15 protein-coding genes are annotated in these 19,405 nt (G+C 70.7%); 7 read left to right on the top strand and 8 right to left on the bottom strand.

All coding sequences use genetic code 11. From position 1 onward, the window contains the following. Positions 1 to 108: 108 nt before the first annotated feature. From OP04_RS03280 to OP04_RS03270, 3 genes are read right to left on the bottom strand one after another with little or no spacing between them, the layout of a single operon-like run. A complete protein-coding gene (locus OP04_RS03280; RefSeq protein WP_033338111.1) occupies positions 109 to 885 on the bottom strand; it encodes an amino acid ABC transporter ATP-binding protein in 777 nt (258 codons plus the stop codon). Between the two features lie 5 nt (positions 886 to 890). After that, positions 891 to 1,685: an amino acid ABC transporter permease gene (locus tag OP04_RS03275; RefSeq protein WP_033337811.1), complete on the bottom strand. Its 795-nt coding sequence runs from the start codon at positions 1,683 to 1,685 to the stop codon at positions 891 to 893. 25 nt (positions 1,686 to 1,710) lie between these two features. Beyond that, the gene (locus OP04_RS03270) at positions 1,711 to 2,538 is read right to left on the bottom strand and encodes a basic amino acid ABC transporter substrate-binding protein (RefSeq protein WP_033337810.1); all 828 of its coding nucleotides are present in this window, start codon (positions 2,536 to 2,538) and stop codon (positions 1,711 to 1,713) included. Between the two features lie 241 nt (positions 2,539 to 2,779). Here OP04_RS03270 and OP04_RS03265 point away from each other — a divergent pair, with 241 nt between their 5' ends. The 5 genes from OP04_RS03265 (at position 2,780) to OP04_RS03240 (ending at position 11,353) form a co-directional block, all read left to right on the top strand. Next, entirely contained in the window at positions 2,780 to 3,673 is an 894-nt protein-coding gene (locus OP04_RS03265) for an ABC transporter permease (RefSeq protein ID WP_232323447.1), read from the top strand. Continuing rightward, positions 3,670 to 4,674 (top strand): ABC transporter permease, encoded by a 1,005-nt coding sequence (locus OP04_RS03260; protein WP_033337809.1) that lies wholly within the window; start codon positions 3,670 to 3,672, stop codon positions 4,672 to 4,674. The genes OP04_RS03265 and OP04_RS03260 overlap by 4 nt, the downstream gene beginning before the upstream one ends. Continuing rightward, on the top strand, positions 4,671 to 6,326 hold the full coding sequence (locus OP04_RS03255) for an ABC transporter substrate-binding protein (RefSeq protein ID WP_033337808.1): 1,656 nt from the start codon (positions 4,671 to 4,673) through the stop codon (positions 6,324 to 6,326). Before OP04_RS03260 ends, OP04_RS03255 begins: the two co-directional genes overlap by 4 nt. Positions 6,327 to 6,331: 5 nt before the next feature. Next, on the top strand, positions 6,332 to 8,116 hold the full coding sequence (locus tag OP04_RS56365; RefSeq protein WP_269746649.1) for a dipeptide ABC transporter ATP-binding protein: 1,785 nt from the start codon (positions 6,332 to 6,334) through the stop codon (positions 8,114 to 8,116). Positions 8,117 to 8,929: 813 nt separating this feature from the next. Next, positions 8,930 to 11,353: an ATP-binding protein gene (locus OP04_RS03240; protein ID WP_033337805.1), complete on the top strand. Its 2,424-nt coding sequence runs from the start codon at positions 8,930 to 8,932 to the stop codon at positions 11,351 to 11,353. On the opposite strand, the gene OP04_RS03235 is transcribed toward OP04_RS03240, so the two are convergent. From OP04_RS03235 to OP04_RS49090, 4 genes are all read right to left on the bottom strand, one after another. Next, a complete protein-coding gene (locus tag OP04_RS03235; RefSeq protein WP_157239256.1) occupies positions 11,334 to 12,722 on the bottom strand; it encodes a nitronate monooxygenase in 1,389 nt (462 codons plus the stop codon). The two genes, OP04_RS03240 and OP04_RS03235, sit on opposite strands and share 20 nt — an antisense overlap. Before the next feature lie 284 nt (positions 12,723 to 13,006). Continuing rightward, a complete protein-coding gene (locus OP04_RS03230) occupies positions 13,007 to 14,719 on the bottom strand; it encodes a sensor histidine kinase (protein WP_033337803.1) in 1,713 nt (570 codons plus the stop codon). Positions 14,720 to 14,781: 62 nt separating this feature from the next. After that, on the bottom strand, positions 14,782 to 15,036 hold the full coding sequence (locus tag OP04_RS03225; protein WP_157239175.1) for a hypothetical protein: 255 nt from the start codon (positions 15,034 to 15,036) through the stop codon (positions 14,782 to 14,784). Between the two features lie 153 nt (positions 15,037 to 15,189). Next, the gene (locus OP04_RS49090; RefSeq protein WP_051796999.1) at positions 15,190 to 15,885 is read right to left on the bottom strand and encodes a DUF4184 family protein; all 696 of its coding nucleotides are present in this window, start codon (positions 15,883 to 15,885) and stop codon (positions 15,190 to 15,192) included. Positions 15,886 to 16,011: 126 nt separating this feature from the next. On the opposite strand from OP04_RS49090, the gene OP04_RS03215 reads away from it, so the two are divergent. Next, a complete protein-coding gene (locus OP04_RS03215; RefSeq protein WP_033338108.1) occupies positions 16,012 to 18,471 on the top strand; it encodes a beta-L-arabinofuranosidase domain-containing protein in 2,460 nt (819 codons plus the stop codon). Here the strand turns inward: OP04_RS03215 and OP04_RS55420 are convergent. Then, a complete protein-coding gene (locus OP04_RS55420; RefSeq protein WP_232323469.1) occupies positions 18,453 to 18,803 on the bottom strand; it encodes a hypothetical protein in 351 nt (116 codons plus the stop codon). The genes OP04_RS03215 and OP04_RS55420 overlap by 19 nt on opposite strands. On the opposite strand from OP04_RS55420, the gene OP04_RS03210 reads away from it, so the two are divergent. Continuing rightward, positions 18,732 to 19,289 carry an aldo/keto reductase gene (locus tag OP04_RS03210; RefSeq protein WP_232323465.1) on the top strand — a complete coding sequence of 186 codons (558 nt, stop codon included), beginning with the start codon at positions 18,732 to 18,734 and terminating at the stop codon, positions 19,287 to 19,289. The two genes, OP04_RS55420 and OP04_RS03210, sit on opposite strands and share 72 nt — an antisense overlap. The last annotated feature ends 116 nt before the right edge of the window (positions 19,290 to 19,405 follow it).

Here is a 19,405-nt window from a genome sequence, read left to right as displayed (position 1 = left end):
GTCGGCCCGGCAGTGAGGGCCGCGTGACGCCGTGAAGGTCCATGGCCTGACGGCCGATGCAGGAGAACGAACGTGTGGCACCCCGGGAACCGGGGTGCCACAACGCGATCACTCCGACAGGTGCGCGCCGATCTCGGACTCGCTGACGCTGGTCGGCTCCAGGACGCGGTGGAGGAACGTCTTGGTGCGGTCCTCGCGGGGGTTGCCGAAGACCTCGGCGGGCGGGCCCTGTTCGACGACCACGCCGCCGTCCATGAAAACCACGCGGGAGGCGACCTCGCGGGCGAAGGCCATCTCGTGGGTGACGACGAGCATGGTCATGCCCTCGGCGGCGAGGCCGCGCATGACCGCGAGCACCTCGCCGACCAGTTCGGGGTCGAGTGCGCTGGTCGGCTCGTCGAAGAGCATCAGCTGGGGGTCCATCGCGAGCGCGCGGGCGATGGCCACGCGCTGCTGCTGGCCGCCGGAGAGCTGCGCGGGGTAGGAGCCGGCCTTGTCGGCCAGGCCGACCCGCTCAAGGTTGAGCAGCGCGATGCGATCGGCCTCGGCGCGAGACCGCTTGAGGACCCGCCGCTGCGCGATGGTCACGTTCTCCCGCACGGTCAGGTGGCCGAACAGATTGAACTGCTGGAACACCATACCGATCCGCCTGCGTACGCCGTCGATGTCGCAGTCCGGGTCGGTGACCTCGACGTCGCCGACCCGGACGGTGCCGGACGTCGGCTGCTCCAGCAGGTTCACGCAGCGCAGCAGCGTGGACTTGCCGGAGCCGGACGGGCCGATCACGCAGACGACCTCGCCGGTGCCGACGGAGAGGTCGATGCCGCGCAGCACGTCGAGTTTCGCGAAGGACTTGTGCAGGTTGCTGATCTCGATGGTGGACACGCGTGTCACCTCTCCCTCGCGGCGCGGCGTTCCAGGTACCGGACCACCTGGCCGAGCGGCAGCGTGATCACGAGGTAGAGCAACCCGGCCACCACCAGCGGCGTCGGGTTGACGCGCGTGTTGAGCGCGTCGCCGGCGAACTTGGTCAGCTCGATCGTGGTCGAGGTCACGCCGAGCACGTACACCAGGGAGGTGTCCTTGGTCAGCAGGATGATCTCGTTGGTCAGCGGCGGGATCACGATCCGGAACGCCTGCGGCAGGATGATGGAGATCATCGCGCGTGTGTGCGACATGCCGAGCGTGCGGGCCGCCTCGAGCTGGCCCTTGGGGACGGCCTGGATGCCGGCCCGGATGGTCTCCGCCATGTACGCGGCCGCGGTGATGCCGAGGCCGAGGGTGACGGAGCCGTAGACGCCGCCGGGAATCTCCCGGTCGGGGAACGCCAGCGGCACGCCGTAGCCGACCATGAACAGCACGAGCAGGGCGGGCAGGCCGCGGAACAGCTCGATGTAGGCGGTGGCGAACCACCGGTACGGCAGCACCGACGACAGGCGCATGAGCGCGAGCACGAGCCCGAGCGCGAGGCCGAAGGCGAACGCCATCAGCGTGTAGAAGACCGTGTTGCGCAGTGCGACGGTGATCGCCTCGGGAAACATGCTCCGGGCGACGTCGAGCCGGAAGAACGCCTCGGACAGGGTTCCCCAGTCCGCTGCGGCCACCACGGCCAGGATGACCAGTGCGAACACCACGTAGCCGGCGGAGCGGGCAAGCCGCTGCCGCCGGCGTCGAGTCAGCTTCATCTGAGTCTGAATCCGAGTGTGGGATCTAGCTGGCCGGCTTGGCGCCGATCCAGTTCGCGTAGATGGAGTCGTAGGTGCCGTCGGCCTTGGCCGCGGTCAGCGACTCGTTCACGGCCTTGAGCAGCTCGGCGTTGCCCTTCTTGATCGCGAGGCCGTACTGCTCGCCGGTGTCGAAGCCGGTCGCGACCACGACCTTGCCGGGGTTGGTCTTGATGTACTCGTTCCAGACCGGCAGGTCGTTGACCGCGGCCTCGATCTGGCCGGTGGCGAGCGCCTGCTGCTGCGCGGCCAGGTCCTTGTACGAGACGACCTCGATGTTGAGGCTCTTCTCCGCGACCTGCGCCTTGATGTAGTCCTCGCCGGTGGTGGCGCCCTGGACGCCGACCCGCTTGCCCGCGAGTTCTTCGAGCGTCTTGACCTCCTTGCCGGTGAGGACGGCGAGCGCCTGGGTGGCGTCGAAGTACGGGTCGGAGAAGTCCAGCACCTGCTTGCGCTCGTCGGTGATGGTCATGCCCGCGGCCGCGATGTCGCACTTGCCGGCGTTGAGGTCGGCGCCGGACTTGATGCCCTCGAACGGCGTGTCGATGATCTCCTGGGTCACGCCGAGCTTCTTGGCGACCAGCTCGACGATGTCGACGTCGAAGCCGACGACCTTGCCGGTGTCGTCCTTCGACTGGAACGGCGCGTACGGCAGGTGGGTGCAGGTGGTCAGCGCGCCGGCCTTGACCAGTGCGATGCCGCTCTCGGTCTCGCCGCCGGTGTCCTTCTTCGCGCAGCCGGCCACGCCGCCGACCGCCAGCATCACTGCGGCGGCCAGGGTGGCCGCCTTCCGGGTGTTCCCCAGCGTTGTCATGTCTCTCCCCAGGTACCTGTTCCGCATGCCCGCGCCCGCGGAGCCGCCACAGGTTAATCCACGGTATTCCTCCCGGCAACACGGAAGATCAACATTGCGTCACGACATCGCAACGACGAGCGTGATTGGGCCCACATCGTCCGCCCGCCTGCATGATCGCGATCACTGTGGCCGGCGACTGGACATTTCCCCTTAGACACATAGGATTACCCGGCAATTGGGGATCTATGAAGGGGAATCCGTGACGGAGACGGCACCGGCCCGCATCTGGCCACGGCTGCGCGCCGACAGGTGGGCCGTCGGCGGCGCGACCGTCGCGGCATTGCTCATCGTGGCCGCGGCCGCGGCACCCCTGCTGACGAGCACCGACCCCTACACCTATGACCTGGACGCGGTTTCCGGCAGCGGCGTACCGCTCGGCACCGGCGGAGGCATCGGCGCGGACCACTGGCTCGGCGTCGAGCCGATGACCGGCCGCGACCTGTTCGCCATCGTCCTGCACGGCGCGCGCACCTCGCTGCTCGTCGGCGTCGGCGCCACGCTCGTCGCGGTGCTGATCGGCGTCGCGGTCGGCGCCACCGCGGGTTTCGCCGGTGGCTGGTGGGACGCGCTCGCCTCCCGTACCACCGATGTGGTCTTCGGTTTCCCTGCCTTGATCTTCATGATCGCGTTGAGCGCGGTCGCGCCGCCGGAGATCCCCCGGTTACTCATCGTAGTGCTGGTGGTCGGGTTCTTCGGCTGGCCGCCGATCGCCCGAGTGGTCCGCGCGCAGACGATCACGCTGCGGCACCGCACATTCGTGGTCGCGGCCGTCGCGCTCGGCGCGCGGCCGCATCAGGTGCTGTGGCGGCACATCCTGCCGAACCTGCTGCCCACCGTGCTGGTCTTCGGCACGATGCTGATCCCGTCGATGATCGGCGCGGAGGCGGCGCTGTCGTTCCTGGGCGTGGGCGTGCCGCCGCCGACGCCGTCCTGGGGGCGCACGATCGGCGACGCCGTCTCATGGGTGCAGCTCGACCCGATGTACCTGCTGGTCCCCGGCACCGCGCTGTTCGCGGCCACGCTCTCGTTCAACCTGCTCGGCGACGGCCTCCGGGACGCGCTCGACCCGAAGCTGCGGGAGCTGCGCCGATGACCCGGGTCTCGAAACGGCTGGGCGGCATGATCCTGGTGCTGCTGATCGTCAGCTTCCTCACCTACGTCGTGCTGATCGCGGCGCCGGCCGACCCCGCGCTGATGTCCTGCGGCCGGCCATGCACCCCCGACCGCCTCGCGGACGCCAGAGCCTTCATGGGGTACGACGAGCCGCTGATCGCCCAGTACGTGTCGTTCCTGACCGGCATCTTCACCGGGCGCACGTTCGGCAGCACCGCCGCCGCGGTCGAGTGCGCCGCGCCGTGCCTCGGCTACTCGTTCCGGCTCGGCGCGCCGGTCACCGAGCTGATCGCGGACCGGGCACCGGTCACGTTCTCGCTCGCGATCGGCGCGGCCGTCCTGTGGCTGGTGCTCGGCGTGGCCGCCGGCACGATCTCCGCCGTCAAGCGCGGCACGCTGCTGGACCGGGCCGCGATGACGCTGTCCGTCGCCGCGGTCTCCGCGCCCGCCTACCTGGTCGGGCTGATCGGGCTGCTGATCTTCGGGTTCACGCTCGACATGGTGCCGGTCTCCGGGTACGTGCCGCTGACCGAGTCGCCGATCGACTGGGCCTGGCACCTGATCCTGCCGTGGCTGGTGCTCGCGCTGATCTCCGCGGCCGTCTACGCCCGCCTCACCCGCACCCAGCTGCTCGACGTGCTCGGTGAGGACTTCGTGCGCACCGCGCGCGCCAAGGGACTGCGCGAGGGCGTGGTGCTGCGCCGGCACGGGTTGCGCAACACGCTCGTACCCATCGTCACGTATTTCGGTCTGGATCTCGGCAGCCTCCTCGGTGGCGCGGTCCTGACCGAGCGCGTGTTCAGCATGCCGGGCCTCGGCTCGCTGCTGATCGACGCGTTCGGCAACGCCGACCTCCCGGTGATCATCGGCATCACGCTGTTCTCGACCGCCATGATCGTCGCCGCGAACGCCGCCGTGGACCTGCTGCACGGCGTGCTCGATCCACGTGTCACCCACGTTCAGAAGGGGATTTTCTCATGAGAGCCCGCCATGCCGTTGCCGCGGCAGCCACAGTGATCCTGGGGCTGACCGGCTGCAACGCCAATCCCACCGCGCCTGCGGAGCCGTCCGGCTTCGCCAAGGGCGGCACGCTGCGGATCCTCAGCTCGTCGACGGAGTTCAGCCTCGACCCGGCGAAGAGCCAGTCGCTGGCCATCACCTCGTCCGGCCTGGTGCTGCGCCGGCTCACCACCTGGGACATCTCGCCCGGCAAGCCGCCCGCGGTCGTGCCGGACCTGGCCACCGACACCGGCCGGACCACGGACGGCGGCAAGACGTGGACGTTCACGCTCAAGGACGGGCTGACCTTCCCGGACGGCTCGCCGATCACCACCAGGGACATCAAGTACGGCGTGGAGCGGTCGTTCGCGCCGGAGCTGGGCGGCGGCCTCGGCTACCACAAGACGCTGCTGGACGGCGGTGAGGCCTACAAAGGCCCGTACACGGGCGCCTCGCTTGCGTCGATCGTCACGCCGGACGACAAGACGATCACGTTCACGCTGAAGACCGCCTACGGCGACTGGCCGTGGATCGTGTCGATGCCCGCGTTCTCGCCGGTGCCCAAGGCGTCGGACGACCCGGCGAACTACGGCAAGAACCCGGTCCCGTCCGGGCCGTACCGGATCACGTCCTACACCGCGGGTGCGGAGGCGGTGCTGGAGCGCAACCCGGCGTGGAAGCAGGAGACCGACCAGGTCCGCACGGCCGGACCCGACAAGATCATCTTTCAGCTGGGGCAGGACACCACGGTCGCCGCTCAGCGGCTGGTCGCGGACTCCGGCGACGACAAGGGTGCGTTCGGCGCGAACTTCGTCCCGCCGGCCCAGCTCGCCCAGGCCCAGTCGAACCCGTCCGTCAAGGACCGGATCGTCACCTCCTCGCCGGGTGCGCTCGCATATCTGGTGATAAATACCCGCCGGGTGACTGACGTACGCGTGCGGCAGGCGCTCGCCTACGCGTCCGACAAGCGCGCCTACCTGGTCGCCTCCGGCGGTGAGCTGGGCGGCAGCCCGGCCAGCACGCTCATCACGCCGGGCATCCCCGGCCGCGTCGCGTACGACCTCTACCCCACGACCGACCCGGCCGGCGACGTGGCCAAGGCCAAGGAACTGCTGACCGCGGCCGGACAGACCGCTCCCAAGCTCACGCTGCTCACCCGCAGCGACGGCCAGTGGAGCAGCCAGGCGCAGGCGCTGCAGCAGGGCTTCGCGCGGGCCGGCATCACGGTCGAGATCCGCACCGAGGAGTACGAGTCCTGGTTCGAGCACGTCACCAGCGGCGAGCGCGACGACTACGACCTGACGCTCACCTCCTGGCAACCGGACTTCCCGTCCGCGAACGGCAACATCGCGCCGCTCTTCGCGTCCACCGAGATCGGCGGCGGCGGGTTCAACCTGTCCCGCTACTCCGCGCCCGAGGTCGACCAACTCATCGCGGCCGCCACCGCGGAGGTCGACCCGGCCAGGTCCGGGGCGCTCTGGGCGCAGGCCGACAAGCGCATCCTCCAGGACGTGCCGGTCGTGCCGCTCATCTACACGCGCAACTCGTTCCTGCGCGGCTCGTCGGTGGAGAACTTCTACATCGGCGAGTATCCGACCTACCCGAACTACCTGAAGGCGTCGCTGAAGCAGTGAGCGACGTGTTGAGGTTCGACGGGGTCTCCGTCACCTTCGGCTCGGTCCGGGCCGCCCGCGACGTGACGTTCTCGTTGCGCCGCGGGCGGGTCCTCGCGCTGGTCGGGGAGTCGGGGTCGGGCAAGTCGGTGACGGCGATGGCCGCGCTGGGGTTACTGCCGCCGTCCGCGACGGTGTCGGGAAGCATCCGGCTGGCGGCGGCCGGTCCTGCGGCTTCCGCTGCGATCGCGGCTGCCGCTGGGGCTTCGGCTTCGGCTTCGGCTTCGGCTTCGGCTTCGGCTTCGGCCGACGGTATCGGCACCGCACGGGGCGAGGGCGGCGACGCGGCCGGGTCGATCCAACTCGCATCCGCCGAGTCGGTCGAGCCCGCATCCGCCGGTTCGCTCGAAGGCGCGCCGGCCGAGCTGATCGGCGCCGCCCCGCCCGTCCTGCGGGCCGTGCGCGGCGGCCGGATCGGCACGATCTTCCAGGAGCCGACGAGCGCCTGGAACCCCGTGCACACCATCGGCGCGCAGATCGCCGAGGCCATCACGGCCCACCGCCCGACGCCGCGCTCCGCCCTCCGCACGTGCGTGCTCGCCCTGCTCACCGAGACCGGGCTCGACGACCCGTCGCGCATCGCGAGGTCGTACCCCCATCAGCTCTCCGGCGGACAGCTCCAGCGCGCCATGATCGCGATGGCGATCAGCTGCGAGCCCGACGTCCTCATCGCGGACGAGCCGACCACCGCGCTCGACGTGACCGTCCAGGCCGGTATTCTCGCGCTCCTGCGCCGTCTCCGCGACACCCACGGCACCGCGATCCTGCTCATCACGCACGACATGGGCGTGGTCGCCGACCTGGCCGACGACGTGGTCGTCATGCGCGCAGGCGAGGTCGTCGAGTCCGCCCCGGTCGCCCCGCTCTTCGCGGAACCGGCCCACGCCTACACATCGTCGCTGCTGGCCGCCGTGCCGTCACTGACCGGCCCGGTCCTCACCCCGCCTGCCTCAGTCAAAACCGTCGCGGGGGTACGGGATCTGTCCGTCCACTATGGACGCAGTGTCCGCGCGGTCGACGGCGTCACCCTGGACATCCCGGCCGGCACCGTCGTCGGACTGGTCGGCGAGTCCGGCTCCGGCAAATCCACCATCGGACGCGCGCTGGTCGGCCTCGCCCCCGTCACCTCCGGCACCGTCACCGTCGACGGCACCGACCTGCGCCGCGCCTCCCGCCGCGCACTCCGCGCCGTACGCAGCCGCATCGGCATCGTCTTCCAGGACCCGGCCGCCGCCCTCGACCCCCGCCGCACCATCGGCGACAGCATCGCCGAGCCGCTGGTCCTGCACCGCGCCGCCACCGATGTGCGGGGGCGCGTGGCGTCCCTGCTGGACTCCGTGCGGCTCGGCGCGTCGTCGGCCGGCCGCTATCCGCACGAGCTCTCCGGCGGGCAGCGCCAGCGGGTGGTCATCGCGCGGGCGATCGCACTGAACCCCGCGCTGCTCATCGCGGACGAGCCGACCAGCGCGCTGGACGTGTCCATCCAGGCCGAGGTGCTGGCCCTGCTCGCCGACCTGCAACGCGAACACGGCTTCGCCTGCCTGTTCATCAGCCACGACCTGGCCGTGATCCGGGCGGTCGCGCACCGGGTGGCGGTGCTGCACCGGGGGAAGGTCGTCGAGGAGGGGGCGACGGGTGACGTGCTCTCGTCCCCGTCGCATCCGTACACACAGCGGCTGCTGGCGGCGGCGCCGGTCCCGGATCCGGACCTCCAGCGGGCACGACGCAAGGAGGCGGCCGCCTCCCTCTGACGAGGTACACTCGGTCCACCTTATCGACATCGTCGATTAAGTCGCGTACGGTCTTGTCCTGGGCAACGAACAGGACGAGTCGGTACCGGGCAAGCCTGGGGCAGGTCTTAGCGGGACCCACCCCGGGCCCACCGGCTTATATGAGGCCGAACGCTGCAGCCAGCGCGCGCAGCAGGGTCTCGAAATGGAGATACTGCTGGTCAAACCCCAGGAATGCGGCCACCGGCGACGCCAACGCACTGAGCGTCAAGATCCATACGGCCACAATAAAGGTTGTGCCTGTTACCACTTTTCCGCTCTCTGTTCGCTTCAAGATCAGATACGCCGCCCCCACCATTCGTGTGATCAGCAAACGACGCCACGCGCGCGCGATCGCTGGACTTCGATGGAAATCCCGCGGTCGCGAAAACCTTATTTGATCGAGACACCGACGACAAGCGGCCATTTCCGCGCGCCCGCAACGCACAACATCAAACGTCCGAGCACGTCCGACTACGCCCGAACACTTCCGGAATGGCACATCCTTTCGGCCGACGACCATTCGAGACACGCCCCGGTGCGCAAATTCGCGACGTCGCATCGGGCCCCGCGAATGAAACATGAATGAAAGTCGGATAACGATCTTCGACGCTCGAGCCGGCGGACCGCATTTCCGCTGGCTCGAGCGCTCTTTCTATTGCCGACACTGCATCTGCATGTGCATGTGCAGATTCAATAAGCGCCACCATGTGGCATTAAGTAATCGCCACCGAACTCCGGGTGACCATTAGTCGTTGTCACAACGATGTGGGGGACCCATGAACGCGCACACGCATGTCCTGCCGATTCGCGTCGGAGGCGACCATCGGCCGCCCGGCCTCACTGGCGGCTGTCGTGCCGGCCGATGACGGCGGGACGATCGCCGCACACCACGCGCTGCCGCCCGCCGCGCTACTCGTCGGCAGGGACCGCGAGCTCCAGTGCCTGACCGGCGCACCGGCGACCGGCCATCACCTTCTCCTGGTCTCAGGCCTGGCCGGCGCCGGCAAGACCACGCTCGCCCTCCACGCCGCCCGTCGCCTGTCACCGCGGTTCCCCGACGCGCAGTTCCACGTCGATCTGCGGGGGCACCACCCGACCGAGCCGCCGGTCACCCCGAACGACGCCCTGCACCAGCTCCTGACCGCGGACGGCGTACCGGCGACGCGGATTGCCGCAGACGTGGAGGGCCGCAGCGCGCAGTGGCGCACGATTCTCACCGGGCGGCGCATCCTGATCATGCTCGACGACGCCCAGCAGCGCAGTCAGGTCACACCGCTACTACCCGGCGACGACGGCTGCCTCGTGCTGGTGACCAGCCGACGCCGGCTCACCGGACTGATCGCCGCGTACCCCGCGACCACGGTGGAGCTGGACACGCTGGCCACGGATCACGCGGTCGAGTTGTTCGCGCAGCGCTCCGGCCGGGACCGCCACGGCGACGACGCGCCCGCGATCAGGGAGATCGTCGAGATCTGCGGTCTGTTGCCGCTCCCCATCTGCCTGCTGGCGGCGAGGCTACGGACGCAGCCACGCCGCCACGCCGCCGATCTCCTGCACGAACTGCGGCAGGCAGCACATCCCACGGCTCGCATGCGGGCCGAGGATCTGGCGGTCGGCCCGGCGTTCGACCTCTCGTTCCGCAGGTTGCCTCCGGCACGCCGCCGCTTTCTGCGCCGGCTCGCCATGCACCCGGGTTCGGATCTCGACGTCGCCGCCGCGGCGGCACTGGCGGGTGTGGGACTCGAACCGGCCCGCACGCATCTGGACGCGCTGTTCCAGGAACACCTGCTGGACCAGCGCACCGACGGCCATTACCGGATGCACGCCCTGATCAGCGACCACGCCCGGTCCCGTGGCGGCGAGGACGGGGACGCGGCCGTCACCCGGCTCGCGGAGCACTATGTGCGGCGACTTCGCGACGGTGCCGCCGCGTTGACAGTGCCGTATCGCGCGCAGGACCGCGCCGAGCGCATCCGGGCCCGGGTCGCGGCGCTGGCCTGGTTCCAGCAGCAGCGCGCCAGCCTGCTCTCCTGTGCCACGACGCTGGCCCGGATCGGCGCGCATCAGCTCCTGACCGCGCTGGCCGCCGGTCTGGCGCCCTTCTTCCGCGAAGCCGGACCCTGGGAGCAGGCGATCGCGTTACAGCAGGCAGCCACCGACTCGTCGGTGCGGCAGCACGACGACGCGGGCCACGCGGCGGCCCTGCGTGAGCTCGGCGAGGTGCACTACCAGCGCGGCCACCACTCGGACGCGATTGCGGCGCTCCGGGGTGCGCTCGCCGTCCTGCGCCACCGGCCCGACCGCGACGCGCTGGAGGCTCTCGTGCGTACCCGACTGGGTGCGGCGCTCCGGCAGAAGGGCAAGCCGGCCGAGGCCGTCGCCGTCCTCACCGAGGCGCTCGGCACGCTTCGGCGCCAAGAAGACCGGGTGGGCGAGGCGGAGGCGCTGATGGAGCTCGGCATGGCCCGGACCCGCCTGGCAGATCACGACGGCGCCGTGACCGCACTGCGGGAAGCCGTCGCCATGCAGCAGAGACACGGAAGCCTTCAGTCCTGCGCGCTGACGCTCAACCATCTCGGGGCCGTGCTGCAGTACCGGGGTGACCGTGAGGAGGCGGCCGGGGCACACCAACGCGCGCTCGAACTGTACGGAATGTTGAATGATCTCCACGGACAGGCGGCCGCACACAATTATTTGGGCCACCTGTGGTGCGAGGCCGGTGAGTACCGCAGGGCCGCCGAGGTACTGGCCGCGTCCCTGCCCCTTCACGACCGCCTCGGCTCGACCGGTGTCGGGCTCTCGAACGCACTCCTGTACCTGGGTCATGCCTATCGCGAGCTCGGCCATTACGAGGAGGCTCGCGAGGCCACCCGGCGCGCGCTCGCGCTCTACCGGAATCTCGGCTCGCTCGCCGGATATGCCGATGGTCTCAACAGGATGGGCATCATCCATCGGCTGAGCGGCGACCTCGACGCCGCCGCCGACGCCCATCGGGAGGCACTGGACGTGTTCGCGCAACTCGCCGACCCGCTGGGACAGGCCGAGGTGCTCAATGCCCTGGGCCATCTGGAGCACATGCGCGGCTTCCCGAGCCTCGCCATCGCCCGGCACCGGTCGGCCCTGGCCTTCGCGCTACGGGCAGGCAACGAAGCCGAGCGAGAGCGCGCCGGCCAGGGAATCGACCGGTGTCTGGGTACTACCGGAGGTACCGGATGACGTCCGCCGCGGAATAGTCGTCACCGAGCTGGGCCAGGAACGACACGTCCTGGCCCAGCGTGATCAGCGGCGGCTCCGCATAGCCGCCCGGCCGCACCTGCCCGAACCCGACCGTCGCCATCAGCCCGTTGCACAGGCACAGACTCCCCTCCGTCTCCCCCGCCGCACCGCCCTTGCGCGCGTACTCGTCCGCCGGCTCCGCCGGGCACCGGTATCCGACCCCGCCGTTCGCCTGCCGGAACGGGGTGCGCAGATATCCGAGATCGCACAGCCGAGGCCGCTCCGCATACGTCCGAGCGGACGCGGCCGTCCCCGCGAGCGGCACCGTCTTGAACGGGAACCCGGTCGGTGACGCACGCACGTCGTTGCGTATCACCAGATTCCCGGCCTTCGCGCTCGCCAGCAGCCGCGCCTTCAGCCCGTCGTCCAGCGCCGACTCACGGCACAGCGCGAACGCGGTCCCGACCTGGACACCGGCCGCGCCCGCGGCCCGCGCCGATGTCAGGAACTCCGGCCCGCACTGCCCACCGGCGAGCCAGAACGGCAGCCCCAGCGAGGCTACCGCGGCCAGGTCGATCCGGTCCCGCGGCCCGTAGACCGGCTCGCCCGCGTCGTCGAGCACCAGCCGGCCGCGCGGCGGCGCGCTGTGCCCGCCCGCGACCGCCGTCTCCAGCACGAAACCGTCCGGCCGTGTCGCCTCGTCGCGCGCCAGGTAGACCGCCAGCGTCGCGGACGAGACGATCGCGAGCAGCCGCGGACGCGGCAAGGGCGGCAGCCCGGCGAACGGGTCCAGCGCCACGTGATGGTCCTCGCCGGGCAGCGCCCCGTGCACGGCGACCGGCAGCCGCACCGGCTGATGCGCGGCCAGCGCGTCCAGCAGTCGCGGGATCTCCGTAGGCAGCCCGGCGCCCATCAGCACGTAGTCGACGCCGGCGAGCATCGCCCCGTACACCGATGCCGGGGTTGCGGTCTGGATCTTCTCCAGGTAGTTGACGCCGACCGGGCCGTCATGGCCCTCCTTCGCGAGGAAGACCTCGACGAAGTTCGCGACGATCGTCAGCTGCTGCGCGTGCCGGCGGGGCTGGAGCACCAGCTTCGGCGTCGGCCGCATCGGATGGCCTGCCGCGGTGCCACCGGACACGAAATAGCGTTGCAGCACCGCGTCCGCCACCGCGCGCACCGGGAAGTGCGCCAGCGCGCGCCGGATGTGCCCGCCCGCGTCGCCCTTCTGCAGGCGGCGCACCAGCAGCGTGTCGAGCGCGACGCCGGACACCACGCCCAGCTGCCCGGTCAGCGCGACCGCACGCGCCAGCCGCCACCCGGAGACGCCGACGCCCATCCCGCCCTGGATGACCGCCGGCCACGTCACGGTTTCCGCCATCTCGCGCCCTCTCCCCACCGGCCCACCGCCGTCCGAGGGCCCTGAGCGGAGTCTGCGCAACCACGGGCGCCGCGGACAGAGTCATAAGTCCCCAGACCCTCAAATCAAGATCCAATGCATGTTCCCGCTTCCAGCACGGTCCAGCAGCGTTGCTCCCGCGGGCAAACCTCGCGTCGGGCTCCGCTGGCGCTCCGCACGACGCGAGGAGCCGGTGCCGTCGTGCTCAGGCAAACCCATGGGGTTCACAGCGGCCGGCAGAGCGCGCCGCCATGTCACGCGAGGGAAGCGGGCAGCCGGATCGTGAACGTGCTGCCGTGGCCGGCCCGGCTGGTCGCGGTGACGGTGCCGCCGTGCGCCTCGATCAGGTTGCGGACGATGGCGAGCCCGAGGCCGCTCCCGCCGGTGTGCCGGCTGCGGGACAGGTCTGCGCGCCAGAATCGCTCGAAGACGTGCGGCAGATCGTCCTCGGCGATCCCGCTGCCGGCGTCGGCGACCTCGATGACCAGGTCGTCACCGTCCACTCGGGACCGGACGGTCACGGTCCCGCCGGGCGGGGAGTATCGGACCGCGTTGGAGACCAGGTTGCCGACCGCCTGGCGTACCCGGGTCGGGTCGAGCACGGCTTCCGGGTCGCCGTCCGCGTCGAGCGTGATCGTGATGCTGTCTGCCCGGCCCTGATGCGCCACGACGACCTGGCCGAGCAGCTCGTTGACGTAGACCGGCTCCGGGTGCAGGCGCAGCCGGCCGGCATCGGCTGCGGCCAGGTCGCGCAGGTCGTCGATCACGTGGTGGAGCAGTGCGGCCTCGTCGGCGAGCAGGTCCAGCAGCTCGCGGTCGGCCTCGGCCACGCCGTCGCGGGCGGCCTGCAGCCAGGCGCGGATGTTCGTCAGCGGTGACCCGAGCTCGTGGGCGATGTCGCTGACCATCGAGCGCCGCTGCCGCTCGACGGTCTCCCGGCGCGCGGACAGGTCGTTGAACGCGGCGGTGAGCCGGCCGATCTCGTCCCCGCCCCGTACCGGCAGACGGGTTTCGCCGTTCTCCACCGCCCGGGTGAGCGCACGCAGTGGCCGGGACAGCCGCAGGCCGACCAGCAGCGTGACGGCGAACGCGGCCGCCAGCACCAGCCCGGACACCCCGGCGATCCGCAACGTGCCGGCCCGGGACAGGTCGACCGCGGGGGCCGTGCCCTGCTCGATGACGTAGATCTGGACGGGCGGCGCCACGTACGGCCGGAGCTGCTCACGGCGGGAGTCGTCGATGCACCGCTGTGGCTGGAGACCGGCCGGCGCGGCGGCGGTCAGGACCCAGGTGAACCCGGGCAGCACGGTGACCACCGGCTGGTCGGCGTGGCCCAGGCAGGCGTTGGTGAGGTCGTTGAGCCGGCGCAGCGCGGCACGCTCCTTGTCGGTGACGGCGTCCGCACCGGACGTCCGGTAGCAGTCGGCGACCTGTGCGGTCGGGGCACCACGAATCGTCAGCGCGAAACGGCCGGAGCCCTCCCTGACCGCGGCAGCGTCGATGCCGAACCCGGCCATGCACTCCGTAGCGGTGTTGATCCGGGCGGCAGCGAGCGTCTGCTCCTCCGGGGTGAGCCGGTACGGGCCGACCGCCCGAGGGTCGATGCCGCCGCCCTCCCCCGCGGCGTGGAGCGGGTCGACCGGTGCGAGTTCCCGGGCGGGCAGTTCCGGCTGGGTCCCGTCCGAGCTGGCCAGGAACGTGCCGTCGGTACCGGTGAGGACGATCTGCCGATCGACGTACTGGCTCAGATTCGTCAGCAACGGCGTCACCCCGGTCCACGTGGTGTTCTCCGCCGCGTACTCCAGCACCGCGTCGACGATCAGGCCGTCGCCGGCGAAGCCCTGGCTGTACTCCTGCCGGACCTCGCGCGTGGTGCTCTGCACCGTGAGCCAGGTGGTGGCCGTCACCGTGCACAGCATGACCAGCAGGGACAGGCCCAGCAACCGCGCTGTCAGACTCGATCGCATGGCCCAGGACTATAGGAGCCACCGGCCCGCACCTCGGCGAACGCTGACAATGCCGTGACAACTCAGGCACGTGACAGGCGCCGGCGGCGTACCAGCGCAAGGATCGGTCCGTCCGCGAGGAGCAGCAGCAGCGGCCAGAAGCCGGCGCCGGGAACGGCCAGCGTGATCACGAACGCCAGCAGCAGGGACACGGTGTTGCCGGCCGGCGGCTCGAGCCCGGCCCGGTCCGGCGCCGACTCCGCCGGGGTGATCCGGCGCAGCGCGAACGCCGGCGCGGTGAGCGCCAGGCCGCACGCCAGCAGCACCCGCCTGACCACGCACGTGATCAACGAGCGTACGGGTGTGGCTCTGAGCCCGGCCCCGCGCGGGACCGGCAGGAAGGAGCGCCAGCGACGACCGGTGCCCGCGGGAGCGTGCGGACCGCAACCACCGCGAAGTGGGAAAAGCGTCTGTGATCTTTGGGTTTGGGGCTATGCGGTAGCGGCCTTGGCCGGGGTGCGGTTCCGGATCGTGGCGGCGCCGGCGATCAGTGCGAGTCCCGCCACGGCCAGCAGACGCGGGACGGTGGTGTGCCAGAGGAAGGCCCCGGGGAGCTGAAGGGCGACGAGCGTGCCCGTGGCGAGGACGGCGGCGGTGACGCTCCAGAACAGCGCGGGGCGGGTGGCGCGCGCGGGTGCGTCGCCGTGCCAGGTGCGGATCAGGCGGCGTCGTCCTATGTGGACAACGATCGCGATGAAGGCGGGCACGCCCAGGACGGAGGAGAGTGTGTCGAAGAGCGGCGCGGCGCGTGTGGCCTCGTCCCAGGCCTGGTGGGACAGTGCGCCGAGCAGCGCGGAGGCCGCGGTGATCATGAAGGTGGGGCGGGTGCCGAGTGCGCCGTAGTCGCGCAGGGCCAGCCAGGACGGGCGCGCGGGGAGGTGGGACGCGACGCCCGGGGCTGACCAGCGGATCAGGAGGCAGCAGAGCAGCGTCAGCGGCAGGCAGAAGAGGAGCGCGCCGAGCGGGCGGTGGGCGAACGGGTGGACGAGCAGGCCGCTGCCGTCGAGCGCGTAGGCGAAGTCCGGCGCGGTGGAGCCGACGGTCAGCGCGACGCCGTCGAACCAGCGGGGGCGCCACAGCTTCAGCGGCAGCGGCAGGGCGGCGTGGGACGGGAAGGTCAGCGGCACGGGCGCACTGTAGCGAGCGCGCACCATTCATCGATCATCTTGACAATCGACACCCGTCGCATTACGTTTCTGAAAACGTTTTCGGTCGATGGCACAACACCCCTGCCTGCGGAAACGAGGTCAGACATGAACGTGTCCCGTCGTCACCTGTTGCAGTTCGGAGCGGCCGCGGCCGCACTCCCCCTCATCGGGCCTCCGGAGAAGGCGGCGGTGGCCAGGCAGGCGGTCCCGTTCGGTCTGGACCAGGTCACGCTGCGGCCGAGCGTCTTCACCGAGAAGCGTGACCGGATGCTCGCCTACGCCCGCGCCTACCCGGCCGACCGGATCCTCAGCAACTTCCGGGCCGCGGCCGGGCTGGACACGCGCGGGGCGCAGCCGCCCGGCGGGTGGGACGACGCGACCGGCAACCTGCGCGGCCACTACAGCGGGCATTTCCTGTCCATGCTGGCGCAGGCCTGGGCCGGCACCGGCGAGCAGGTGTTCAAGACCAAACTGGACACGATCGTCGCCGGCCTCAAGGAGTGCCAGGACGCGTGGAACGCACGGGTGGGCCAGCCGGGCTCCGGAGGGTCCGCGCCGACCTGGACCAGCGACGGCCTGACACTCACCGGTGACGGGCAGTACGTCGGACTGCCGGACGCGACGATCGACGGGCTCACCCGGCTCACGATCACGGTCCGGCTGCGGCTGACCGAGCGCCGCACCTGGGCGCGGATCTTCGACTTCGGCACCGGCACGTCGGTGAACATGTTCCTGACCGCGGACGACGGCACCGGGCCGCGCTTCGCGATCACGACCGGTGGCAGCGGCGGCGAGCAGCGGATCGCCGGCACGACACCGCTGCCGGTCGGGCAGTGGGTCGATCTCGCGGTCACGCTGGACGGCGCGGTCGGCACGCTCTACGTCAACGGCGCGGTCGCGGGCCGGAACACCGCGATGACGCTCAGCCCGGCGAACCTGGGCGCGCCGAAGAACAACTGGATCGGCCGGTCGCAGTACGGCGACGCCTACCTCGCGGCCACGATCGGCGAGTTCCACGTCTACGACCGCGTGGTGACACCGGCGTTCAGCGGGAATGTCGCGGCGTACCGGTTCGAGGAGACGTCCGGGACCGCGGTGCACGACTCGTCCGGCCGGGCCTGGGACGCCGCGGTCGTCACCGGCCAGGGCGGCGCGCCCGGCCCGAGCCACGCCGGGTTCCTGGCGGCGTACCCGGAGACGCAGTTCATCCAGCTCGAACAGTACGTGACGTATCCGGCGATCTGGGCGCCCTACTACACCTGCCACAAGATCATGCGGGGGTTGCTGGACGCGCACACGCTGGCCGGGAATGCCACCGCGCTCACGGTCGCGCGCGGCATGGGCGAGTGGGTGCACAGCCGGCTCGGCCACCTGCCGCGCGCACAGCTGGACCGGATGTGGGCGCTCTACATCGCGGGCGAGTACGGCGGGATGAACGAGGTCATGGCCGACCTGCACGCACTCACCGGCGACGTCACGTTCCTGGACACGGCCCGCTGCTTCGACAACACCGCGCTGCTCGCGGACACGGCGGCCGGGGTGGACTCGCTCGACGGGCGGCACGCCAACCAGCACATCCCGCAGTTCCTCGGCTATCTGCGATTGTTCGAGGAGTCGGGCGAGACGCGGTACCGGACCGCGGCGGCCAACTTCTTCGACATGGTGGTGCAGCACCGCACCTATGCGCACGGCGGGACCGGCCAGGGCGAGATCTTCCGTCAGCGGGACGTGATCGCGGGCAGCATCGTGAACACGACCAATGCGGAGACGTGCGCGGCGTACAACATGATCAAGGTGGCTCGTGGTCTGTTCTTCCACGCGCCGGACGCCCGGTACATGGACTACTACGAGAAGACGCTGGTCAACCAGATCCTCGCGTCCCGCCGTGATGCGGACAGTGCGGACGACCCGCTGGTGACCTACATGGTGCCGGTCGGGCCGGGCGTCCGGCGCGGCTACGGCAACATCGGCACCTGCTGCGGCGGCACCGGCCTGGAGAATCACACGAAATATCAGGACTCCATCTACTTCCGGTCCGCCGCCGACGACACGCTCTACGTCAACCTGTTCATCCCGTCCACGCTCCGGTGGGTTTCCCGCGGCCTGACCATCACCCAGACCGGCGACTACCCCCGATCCGACGTCTCCACGCTCTCCGTCACCGGCAGCGGCCGCTTCGACCTGCGCGTGCGGGTGCCGTCGTGGGCCCGCGCGACGTTCACGCTCACCCTGAACGGGAGTCCGCAAACGACGAGCATCGGCCCTGATGGGTACGCCGTGATCGCGCGCACCTGGCAGTCGGGCGACCGCGTCGAGATCCGTTTCCCGTTCCGGTTGCGCGTCGAGGCCGCGCTCGACAGTCCGTCCCTGCAGTCGCTGCTCTACGGCCCGGTCGCCCTCATCGCCAAGTCCACCCGCACCGACACCCTCCCCATCACCGGCGACCCGGTGACCGGGGCGACGCCGGGCTCCCGCCCGATGACGTTCACGGTCGGCGGCGTCCCCTTCGAGCCCTTCTACCAGGCCGACACCGCCGCATATCACGCCTACTTCCGCCGGACGTGAGCGCACGTCACACCGTGGGCTGCCGGATCAGCGTGCGGACCAGGGAAGGAGCCGGGTTCACGTATGAGCGCGACCGGCCCCAGCACCCACCAGGTCAGATAGGTGAACAGCACCTCGCCGAGGACCAGCGGCGTGCGCTCCAGCTCCACCATCTCCTGGCTGGACACGATCGTGGGCCCGGTCGACACGAACGAGGACTCCCCCATCAGCAGCCGGTACCGCCGCAGCGGGACCAGCGGCATGTTGATCGCGACGGCGAGCTGATCGCCGAGGGCAAGGTCCGATACTTCGGGCTCAGCGAGGCCGGTCCGGACACGATCCGCCGCGCTCACGCCGTCCACCCGGTGTCGGTGCTGCAGACCGAATACTCGATCTTCGAGCGGGCGGTCGAGGACGAGGTCCTGCCGGTGCTGCGGAAGCTGGGCATCGGCTTCGTGGCGTACTCGCCTCTGGGCCGCGGGTTCCTGACCAGCGAGGTCAAGCCGGCCGCCGAGTACCCGGAGAACGACATGCGCCGTCACGACGAGCGGTGGCAGCCGGGCAACTACGACACGAACGCCGCCGCGATCCGGGAGCTGACCGCGCTGGCCGAGGGCAAGGGCATCAAGGTCACCCAGCTCGCGCTCGCCTGGCTGCTCGCCCAGGGCCCGGACATCGTGCCGATCCCGGGCACCCGCAGCCCGCAGCGCCTGGCCGAGAACCTCGCTGCCGCGCGGGTCGACCTGACACCGGACGATCTGGACCGTATCCGGCAGATCCTGCCCGACGGCGCCGCCGGGGCCCGGTACAACGCGGCGATGCTCCCCGCCTGGCAGTGACACCCCCGGCAGACATACGCCGCTCGACGTGCGACAGCGAGCCGCGGCGCTCCACACCATGACCATTGCACCGGCGCGCCCGCACGAAGGAGGTGAGGACCCCTAGCGAGATCTGC

The sequence above is a fragment of the Catenuloplanes japonicus genome, from assembly GCF_000717135.1.
In the GTDB taxonomy this organism is placed as follows: Bacteria; Actinomycetota; Actinomycetes; order Mycobacteriales; family Micromonosporaceae; genus Catenuloplanes; species Catenuloplanes japonicus.
This window is presented reverse-complemented; position numbering and strand designations above follow the sequence as displayed.

Coding starts and splice junctions, on each gene's coding strand:
- OP04_RS03275 (WP_033337811.1), bottom strand. CDS start 1,685: ATGAAGCTGACTCGACGCCGGCGGCAGCGGCTTGCCCGCTCCGCCGGC.
- OP04_RS03270 (WP_033337810.1), bottom strand. CDS start 2,538: ATGACAACGCTGGGGAACACCCGGAAGGCGGCCACCCTGGCCGCCGCA.
- OP04_RS03260 (WP_033337809.1), top strand. CDS start 3,670: ATGACCCGGGTCTCGAAACGGCTGGGCGGCATGATCCTGGTGCTGCTG.
- OP04_RS03255 (WP_033337808.1), top strand. CDS start 4,671: ATGAGAGCCCGCCATGCCGTTGCCGCGGCAGCCACAGTGATCCTGGGG.
- OP04_RS03240 (WP_033337805.1), top strand. CDS start 8,930: ATGTCCTGCCGATTCGCGTCGGAGGCGACCATCGGCCGCCCGGCCTCA.
- OP04_RS03230 (WP_033337803.1), bottom strand. CDS start 14,719: ATGCGATCGAGTCTGACAGCGCGGTTGCTGGGCCTGTCCCTGCTGGTC.
- OP04_RS03215 (WP_033338108.1), top strand. CDS start 16,012: ATGAACGTGTCCCGTCGTCACCTGTTGCAGTTCGGAGCGGCCGCGGCC.